Origin of the sequence: Bradyrhizobium sp. (genome assembly GCF_049512235.1) — a bacterium.
Taxonomy (GTDB): domain Bacteria; phylum Pseudomonadota; class Alphaproteobacteria; order Rhizobiales; family Xanthobacteraceae; genus Bradyrhizobium.
Map to the genome: position 1 here is coordinate 1 of NZ_JBEKXH010000277.1, position 8,762 is coordinate 8,762.

Sequence of the window (8,762 nt, forward strand, 5' to 3'; positions counted from 1 at the left end):
TTCCGGGCCGTCGAGGCTGCACATGATCTCCGGATTGGTATCCATCGACAGGCCGTGCAGGGAATATTCGGGAAATACCACGAGATCCATGGTGGAGAGATTGCGGCGCGCCTTGCCGACCATGCTGACGATGCGCTCGGTCTGGCGCGCCAGATCGGCCCTGGTCACCACAACAGGCAATTGCAACTGGACGAGCCCAATGACGACGCCTTCGGGAGATTTGTTGAGGCCGCCAAGTCCGCTCATATTACACGTCCGTTCATATCGATCTGCTTCGATCAACAATGCGCCGAGGTCCGCCTGATCCGGGGATACCTGCAAACAAACCCGATTTTCCGCGATTGCAAAAGATTATTTTTCGACGGTCTGATTTGAAAGCCTTTCGCTGGCCAAATCCGTTGAACCATCGCTGCAGCCAGCGACAGTAAAGCCGGTTGGCCGGGTAAGGCGGCAATGGCCGTTCGTGGCCCATGGCGCGACCGCTGCAACGGCGGTCACGGGGGAACAAGCGCTCAACGAATAAGCAAATGCACGTCGCAAAAGCTGCGCATAGAGAATAAGCAACCTTCAGCCCGTCGGTCAACAATTTGAAAACACGAGAGATTCCAAAATACGCTGTTGCCTGCGGGCATTGTACACAATGGCACGCCCCTTGCTTCGTTATTTCATAGAGGTCTCTCGCCCGGGGCGCGAACTGTCATGGCGAACTCAAGTCATAATCCCACCGCTAAGACTTCCACCGGCACGGTCGTCGCGGAACCAGAGCCGATCGATTTGGACTGGTCGACCACGGCGCTGGTCATCATCGACATGCAGCGCGATTTCATGGAACCCGGCGGCTTCGGTGAAACGCTAGGCAATGATGTCTCGCAGCTCGATCGCGCGGTGAAGCCGATCGCGGCCGTGCTCGGCGCGGCGCGCGATCTTGGCATGCTGGTCGTGCACACCCGCGAGGGCCATCTGCCCGATCTGTCCGACGCGCCGCCGGCCAAGATCGAGCGCGGCGCGCCAAGCCTGCGGATCGGTGATCCCGGCCCGATGGGACGGATCCTGATCCGCGGCGAGGCCGGCCACGACATCATTCCCGCGCTTTATCCGCTCGACAGCGAAATCGTCATCGACAAGCCCGGCAAAGGCGCGTTCTACGCGACCGAACTCAGCGACGTGCTGCAGAAATACGGCATCGAGAATTTGCTGGTGTGCGGCGTGACCACCGAAGTCTGCGTCAACACCACGGTGCGCGAGGCCAATGACCGCGGCTATCGCTGCGTCGTACTGTCCGATGGCTGCGCATCCTATTTCCCGGAATTCCACGAGATGGGCCTGAAGATGATCAAGGCCCAGGGCGGCATTTTCGGCTGGGTCAGCGACTCGGCTGCGGTTCTCAAGGCGATGACACCAGCAATGACGCCGGAGACTTCAACCACGTAAGCTCAAAGGGAGGATCACGATGAGCGCGAGCGCGAGCACGACGGGGACTGCCGGAAAGTCCGATTTCAAGCCGGTGCTGTGGACCCCGGGCGACTGGAACGCCTTCTTTGGTTTCGGCACCAACATTCTGGTCAATATGCTGGTGCTGACCGGCCTGTTGCGCTTCGTGCTGAAGATGCCGGACTCCCTGGTGTTCGGCCGCATCCTGCCGGCGCTGGGCCTGATGTTGTGCCTCTCGACCTTCTACTATGCCTGGCTAGCCTATCGGCTGGCGCAAAAGACCGGCCGCAGCGACGTCTGCGCGCTGCCTTCGGGCGTCAGCGTGCCGCACATGTTCATCGTCACCTTTGTCATCATGCTGCCGGTCACGATCAGGACCGGCGATCCGATGAAGGGCTGGTCCGCCGGCCTGGTCTGGGTGTTCTTCCAAAGTTTTATCTTGATGATCGGCGGTTTCATCGCGCCTTACATTCGCAGAATCACGCCGCGCGCGGCGCTGCTCGGTACGCTCGCCGGCGTTTCCGTGACCTTCATATCGATGCGCCCGGCGCTCGAAATGTACATGACGCCGCAGATCGGCCTGGTCTGCTTCGCCATCATCCTGGTGAGCTGGTTCGGCGGCGTGAAATATCCCAAGGGAATCCCGGCCGGGCTGGTCGCCATCGCCGTCGGCATGGTCATCGCCTGGGGCTCGAACCTGTTCGGTCTCGGGCTCGGCGGGTTGAGCGTCAAGGGCGTCGGCGACGCGTTCGCGAGCTTCGGCTTCTCGGTGCCGCTGCCCGCGGTCGGCCAGGTGTTTTCGGGCTTCGAATTCCTCGGCGTCATTCTGGTGACGGCGATCCCGTTCGGCATCTACGATCTGGTCGAAGCCATGGACAACGTCGAAAGCGCGGAGGCCGCCGGCGACGAATACCCGACCACGCGCGTCCTGACCGCCGACGGCGTCGTCAGCCTGATCGGCTGCCTGATGGGAAATCCGTTCATCAACGCGGTTTATATCGGCCATCCCGGATGGAAGGCGATGGGCGGCCGGATCGGCTATTCGGCCGCGACCGGGATCATGGTGATCGTGCTGGCGTGGTTCGGTATCATCTCGGTACTGCTGGCGCTGGTGCCGGTGGTGGCGATCTCGCCGATCCTGCTTTACATCGGCATGCTGATCGGCGCGCAGGCGTTCCAGACCACGCCGATCAAGCATGCGCCGGCGATCGTGCTCGCGCTGACGCCGCACCTCGCCGCGTGGGCCAAGCTGCAGATCGACACCATGCTCGGGGCGACCGTCAATGCGGCCCAGAGCGTGGGCGGCCTGGCCGCCGACAAGGTGGGCGAGGTCAAGGCCGCGGCGATCGCGTCGCTGCCGCAGCAGGGCGTGCTCTATCACGGGCTGGAAGTGATGGGCGGTGGCTCGATCCTCGCCGGCCTTGTGCTTGGCGCGATCGGCGTGTTCGTGATCGAGCGCGAATTCGTCAAGGCTTCGGCCTTCGCCTTCTCCGGCGCGGTGCTGACCTATTTCGGCTTCATGCATGGCGAGTCCGTCGGTGTCGGCGGCGGCATGGGCGTGACGCCAAGCGTCGCATTGGCCTATGCGGTGGTCGCGGCCGGGTTCTTCGCGCTCGGCCGCTACGGCGCCAGCACGCACTCGATATCGATGCCGCTGGCTGCGCCGGCCGAATAGGGGGGACGGTTGTGAGCTTGCCGCCATGATCCGGCGGATGCGAAAATCAACCAAACCTATCGGTGCGCGCGCGACAGTCGCGCGCGCCGAAGTCTTGAAACTGAAGTTCGCCTGAGAACTATCCCGCGTGGGGCGCGGTCATCGCGTGGAGTCATGCGGCGCCCTCCCTGACCATGGACCAGAATGGCTCGGTCGCCCAGCGTCGTTCCATTCGATAGACCCTGGCGCGGCGCGCGCAATAAGTCTGCCACGCGTCTTCCATTCGATCTGCATATGAGCCAAGGCCCGCATCGCGGCGCTTGAGAGCAGCGGCGAGCGTCAGGCCGGCTTCTTTGCCGCTGTGCAGCGCGAAGAAAATGCCTTGACCCGAGATGGGATCGAAGGACATCGCGGCGTCGCCACATGCGATCCATTGCTCGCCGCTGAACTGTGCAAGACGCGCGCTGCAGGCGTCCATGGCCTGGATATCATGGTCGAAATCGGCGTGTGGCAGGAGATCGGCCATATGCCGTGTACTCTGGAAGGCCTGCTGCCAAGCCTGCAAATTGCCGGCAAGCCTTCCCGCTTCCTTACGACAGGTATGGAGACCTGCGATAGGTTCCCCGGATGGAAGCCGGGCGGCATACCACCATCCGTTCGCTACCGCCTCAACGATGGTGCGGTTAAGTTGCAGGCGGCAATCGATCCGGCCGATTGCGTAGAGCGCAACCACGCGCAAGTCCTTCAGGCGTCTGATTCCGAGCCGGCGCGTCAGCGCGCTGCGGCGCCCGCTTGCATCGACGATCCATCGTGCAGGTTCCACGCTGCCGTCATCGAACCGAACCGTCCAGGACAGGGATTGGCGCTGAAGATCACACACGCGGGCGCTGCGGCGCGTGGCGCCGGCTTTGAGCGCCGCCGACCTCAGATCGGCATCGAAGCGCGGGCGGTCGAGACGCCAACCGGGACCGGCGGGATCGCTGAGGGAATCTGTAGCGATCAGGATATCGGAACTCCAGGACGAGAGGTTGCCGCCTATGGGATAGTGAGGTCCTCCAGCTTCGGGTACCGGCAGATCAAGCGCGCGCAGCAGGTGTACAGCCGCGCCGGGAAGCGTCTCGCCGATTTTGCCGGCTGACGAGCTGACATCATCGGCGAGCAGTACGCGATGTCCGTTTCGGGCGAGCACAAAGGCGGCCACCGCGCCCGCTGGACCGGCACCGGCGATGATTGCGTCCCACATCGCGGGCTACTCCACGCGGACGCGGATTCTGCGAAACTCCCTGAACTGTTCTTCGCTGGACCAGCCGGCCCGTTCGATGCGGTTGAGTGGTCGCGGTGGAGCGGCAAAAAGCCGGCTGATCCTGACGGACTCGACTTTCAAGTGACTCGCACCAAGGGTTTCAACAAACATCCGCTCGGGAAAATCGGGATCATTAGGCACGCCCGGGCGCGCTTCGACGATGCCCAAGGCACCGAATTCCGCAATCATGCGCATCATGACGTCAGCTATGACCGGCCCGTCGACAGCTCGTAACCAGGGAGCGCGTTGATTGAACGCTGCGACCCTTGTTGCACGCGGAAGCGTCGTATCGATGACGGTCTGATAGTCCTCCTCGGTCAGAACCTGATTGGGCACGCGAGCGGCCCAGAATGTCGGCAAATAGGGATCGTATTGCGGATCATAGCCGGATCGGCAAAATGCGGTATCGCCTTGCCATGGCAAGGCCATCCAGCGCGTGATGCCGCCGGCACCTTGTGAATGAAGCGGACCATCGATCTGCATGACGATCTGCTGATTCAAGCTCGGGCCGTGATCCGGCTCCGGTTGGCTCACCGGCCTGTGACGGATGCGAAATGGTTTGCTGTACATGCTGGCGTGGCGCATCGGCCAGGTCATTTCGCAGCCGGGGTGGAACGTATCGGCCAGGCAATAATGTAAAGCCGCCTTGTCGAGCATGGCAGGCTGGGCGGAAAGATCCACCTGCTCGAACGAGGTTGGCGGCGCTACACTCGGCGGCCAATCTTGCTCGAAGTCGCCGTCGACCCATCGCCTGAGCAGTGCGGTTTGCAGGGCCGTCAGCGTCAGCATGTTGCCAGGCCCGTTGGCGGGGAAGGAGCCGAAAGCGTCGCCATAGATCCAGGGCCAGACGTGCGGCCATACAACCGGCTCACTTACGATCGGCTGTGGCGGACGAAAGCTGTTGGCGATGGCCTGCCTCAGTTCTGCGTAGGGGTCGATGTTGCCAACGGAAGCCGGCTTCTGCGCGAGCTTCCCGATAAAGACCTCATTGTCGAAATCCATGGGGCAGCCCTTGCCGTAGACGGCGGCAAAGCCTTTGTTGACCCATTGAAGGTTTGATAGCCGGCGCAACATTGGGAGAATGTCATTGGCGAACGAAATCTTTTCGGGCAGCGCCATCCAGCCATTTTGAACATAGAGATCAACCAAGAGATCATAGAGCGTCCGCCAGCTGACGATGTCGGGCGCGTAATTCGGCGGTGCGACCACGACCCAGGCCGCCTCGACTGGAATTGAAACGCCGTTGATCGACACGGTCGCTGTCACAGGTCCATCCGACGTGTCGTCATACCAATCGTCGGCATTGTTGAAGGATTTGTCGTCGGCCGGATTGAACACCGGCGCGCCCGAAGGCGAGGCGGATTTGCCGGTGCCGCCGAGCACAAGCAATCGTCCGGTCGCGTCAGTGCGGATTTCGCCGAGCGGCACCGTGACGGTGCCCTTGAAAGTACCGGTGTCGAAGGCATGCTCGGGCCCCCCGGCGGCCGATTTTCCCGCGATGTGGCGCGGGCCGGGGTCAATCGCAAGTATCTTGCGATCGGCAACCCTGGGATTTCGGCGCGTTACGGTGAGGTTGACGGCTTCCGGAATATCCAGTGCCGCCTGAAATTGATACCATTGCGCCTTTTTATTTGCGAGATGCACGCTCCACTCGATGTTTGCATTGTCCGGCGTCAGCTCGCCGACGACGCGGCCTTCTTCATTATAGCCATAGATATGGAAGCGGGCCGCCTGTCGCTTCAAAGCGCCCGATGCATCGCGATAGAATTCGGGCTTCTCGGGAAGCGCATCGGTGACCTCCGGTCCGATGAAGAATTCATTGGGGCTATCGCCGATACGCGCGATGCCGATGGCCGGATGGATGGCGGCTCTTACGATCCTGGCATCCACGCACGGCGCCGGGTTCAGTGCCGGCTTCGGGGAAGAGGGCTCACCGGTTGGGACGCCGTTCACATTGCGACGCTGTTCGGCGGAGGCGGCGTAAACCGCCCGGCGCGCCTCGGCGATGGAGCCCGCCGGCTTATGTTCCTCGGTAACCCGCCAGATATTCCAGGAAAGATTTTCACCGTACGCCGCCTGGCCTCGCGCCTCGATGTCCTGCTGCGGCAGGATCAGATCGGCGACGTGAATGGGGGGGCTGAGGGACTCCTCCCAACGAACCGTCGCCTTGTCGAGCGGCATCCGTTCGGGATCGGTGCGAAATTGGACGCAAAACCGGAAACGCGCCTCGGCGCTCTTGAGGCGGCTTTGCAGATCGGCCGCAAGGTAGGTGGGATCGGCTGGCGGATCGGTGATGGCAGGCACAGCGATGACGGGTTCGAGTTTATATTTGACGAAACGGTTGGTGCCGAAGGCGAACGGAAGGCAGCTCCAATAGGCTGTCGCCAGCGTGCTTGCGACCGGCTTGGACATTTCGTCGAGCAATCGCGCAGTATCTGGATGTGAGGCGAGATAGGGCCCGTAGTCACCATCGACAACACCCGCCTTGGTGAAGGCGCACATGTCGCCGGCGGTGTCGACGAAGAACACGTCGAAATTCTGCAAGATGATATCGAGTGTCCTGTCCTGGGGCTCGCCAAAGAGTTTTGCGCCCGGCACGCCAAAAAGCTTGATGCCGGTTCCGATGGTCGTCTTGAAGTCGTTGAGTGTCGGCAGCGTATCGGATGAAAAGCGCACCCATGCCGGGTACTCGACGCCGGCGAACAATCCGACCTTCAAGTCATCGGGCAAATCAGGCAGAACTCGAAAAACCCCATGGGCCACCCCGTGGGCCTTCAGAAAGACCGGTCGCAAGGCCGGACACTGACCCCTCGCAATACGACCGCTTTGAACCATGCCGACAAACATCTCCACGAGCGATTGAATGGGATCGGCGGCGCAGTCGATCGCCGGGGTGCCAGCCCTGTCCTGTGCCTCGAAATGCTTCATGTTTGCCTCCCTCTTTGGTCTCGTCAGGCGGCCGCGATGGGCACGCTCTGCGCATGATGAAACACGTTGGCGGGATCATAGGCCTGCTTCACCACACTGAGCCGGCCGAGATTTGCGCCCCAATAGGCATTTGGCCAGTTCGGCAAATCGAGGTCGCAATAATTCACGTAGGAGGCACCGCTCATATAAGGACGCATCGCGGCAAATACGCCGGCGAGCTGTTTCAGATGGGCGGGGCTATCGGCTGGGCGGGTCCAACTCGAGTAGTATTGAATGCAATATTGCGTGCCATTGCGCCGGGCAAAGGCGGTATCGCCCGCCGCGAGATCCGATATGCGGCCGCCATAGGAGTCGCACAGCACGGCGATCCCGCCGAGCGGGACGGCTGCGACGGCGCTGAGCAGCGTCTTTATGGCATCGGCACCAAGCGGCGTGAGGACATAGTCGGACTTGGCCTTCATGTAGACCTGCTCGTAGTCCAACGAGCCCGCAAAATGCTTCACGGCGTCCAAAAAGCCCAGCGAGCGCACCGCCAGAGGCGATGAAGGCGCTTCCAGACCGATGATGGTTCGCAGTTCATTGCGCAGTTCCGACTCGGTGCCGACCGACTGGCCGATGCAGCGCAAGGCAATCATGCCCTGTCCTGCCGGACCAACTTTCATGATCGACGTGATGGTGTCGGCAGCCGCCGGCGCCCAGGCCTGCCACGCCGCAAAAATGCGGGCCGCGTGCGGCTCGGACAGTTTCCAGGACACGCCGAAAACCCTGACATTCGCCAACGGGAACACGCGCATGGTGAATTGCGTGGCAATGCCGAAGCTGCCGCCGCCACCGCCCCTGCAGGCCCAATAAAGATCGGCATTGGATGTCGCGGATGCCCGCAGGACTCGGGCTTCGCTGTCGACCATCGTCAATTGGGCAAGGCTGTCGCAGGTCAGGCCATGTGACCTGGCCAGCAGTCCATGACCGCCGCCCATGACATGGCCGGAGATGCCCACGGTTGGACAGCTCCCCGCAGCCAAGGCAAAACCACCCGCGCTCAATGCTTGATAGATCTGGTACAGCGAAACACCGGCCCCCACGGTCACAAGACCGGACGTCGCGTCGAGTTTGATGCCGTTCAAGCCTCTGACATCGATCACGACATTATTCGACTGCGAGAAGCCTTCGTAGCAGTGCCCGCCACATCGCACCGCAAAGCTGAGGTCATGGGTTCGGACCCAATCGACCATCGCCGCTACGGCATTTTCGGTTTTGCAAACCGCGCGCAGGGCAGGGCTCAGCTGCGCGCGCTTGTTGGAGGCGGGAAGATAATCGGCGTAGTGCGGATCGGAGGGCTGGAGCAACAGGGCGTCGCTCGCCGGCAGGTTTGGCAAAGGCGGCAGCGCCGGCGGCTTCAATTCCAGGAGTCGGGTATCGGGCTCAGCAGGGGCGGGCGCGGCGGAG

The 8,762-nt window shown here is 62.0% G+C and carries 5 protein-coding genes and 1 pseudogene; 2 read left to right on the forward strand and 4 right to left on the reverse strand.

What is annotated here, in order from left to right; translation table 11 throughout:
* Nucleotides 1–246, reverse strand: a pseudogene (amiF, locus tag ABSG20_RS22760) (formamidase); the annotation flags it as partial.
* Between the two features lie 453 nt (nt 247–699).
* On the opposite strand from amiF, the gene ABSG20_RS22765 reads away from it, so the two are divergent.
* On the forward strand, nt 700–1,431 hold the full coding sequence (locus tag ABSG20_RS22765) for a cysteine hydrolase family protein (RefSeq protein WP_423866768.1): 732 nt from the start codon (nt 700–702) through the stop codon (nt 1,429–1,431).
* Nucleotides 1,432–1,450: 19 nt separating this feature from the next.
* Entirely contained in the window at nt 1,451–3,106 is a 1,656-nt protein-coding gene (locus ABSG20_RS22770; protein ID WP_423866769.1) for a regulator, read from the forward strand.
* A gap of 151 nt (nt 3,107–3,257) precedes the next feature.
* Here the strand turns inward: ABSG20_RS22770 and ABSG20_RS22775 are convergent, their stop codons facing one another.
* The 3 genes from ABSG20_RS22775 to ABSG20_RS22785 all read right to left on the reverse strand — a co-directional run.
* Nucleotides 3,258–4,328 (reverse strand): NAD(P)/FAD-dependent oxidoreductase, encoded by a 1,071-nt coding sequence (locus ABSG20_RS22775; RefSeq protein ID WP_423866770.1) that lies wholly within the window; start codon nt 4,326–4,328, stop codon nt 3,258–3,260.
* Nucleotides 4,329–4,334: 6 nt separating this feature from the next.
* Nucleotides 4,335–7,316, reverse strand: coding sequence for a LodA/GoxA family CTQ-dependent oxidase (locus ABSG20_RS22780; protein WP_423866771.1), 2,982 nt, complete (start codon nt 7,314–7,316; stop codon nt 4,335–4,337).
* A 23-nt stretch (nt 7,317–7,339) separates the two neighbouring features.
* Nucleotides 7,340–8,762, reverse strand: a 1,423-nt coding sequence (locus ABSG20_RS22785; protein WP_423866772.1) for an FAD-binding oxidoreductase, incomplete at its 5' end; no start/stop codon positions are given.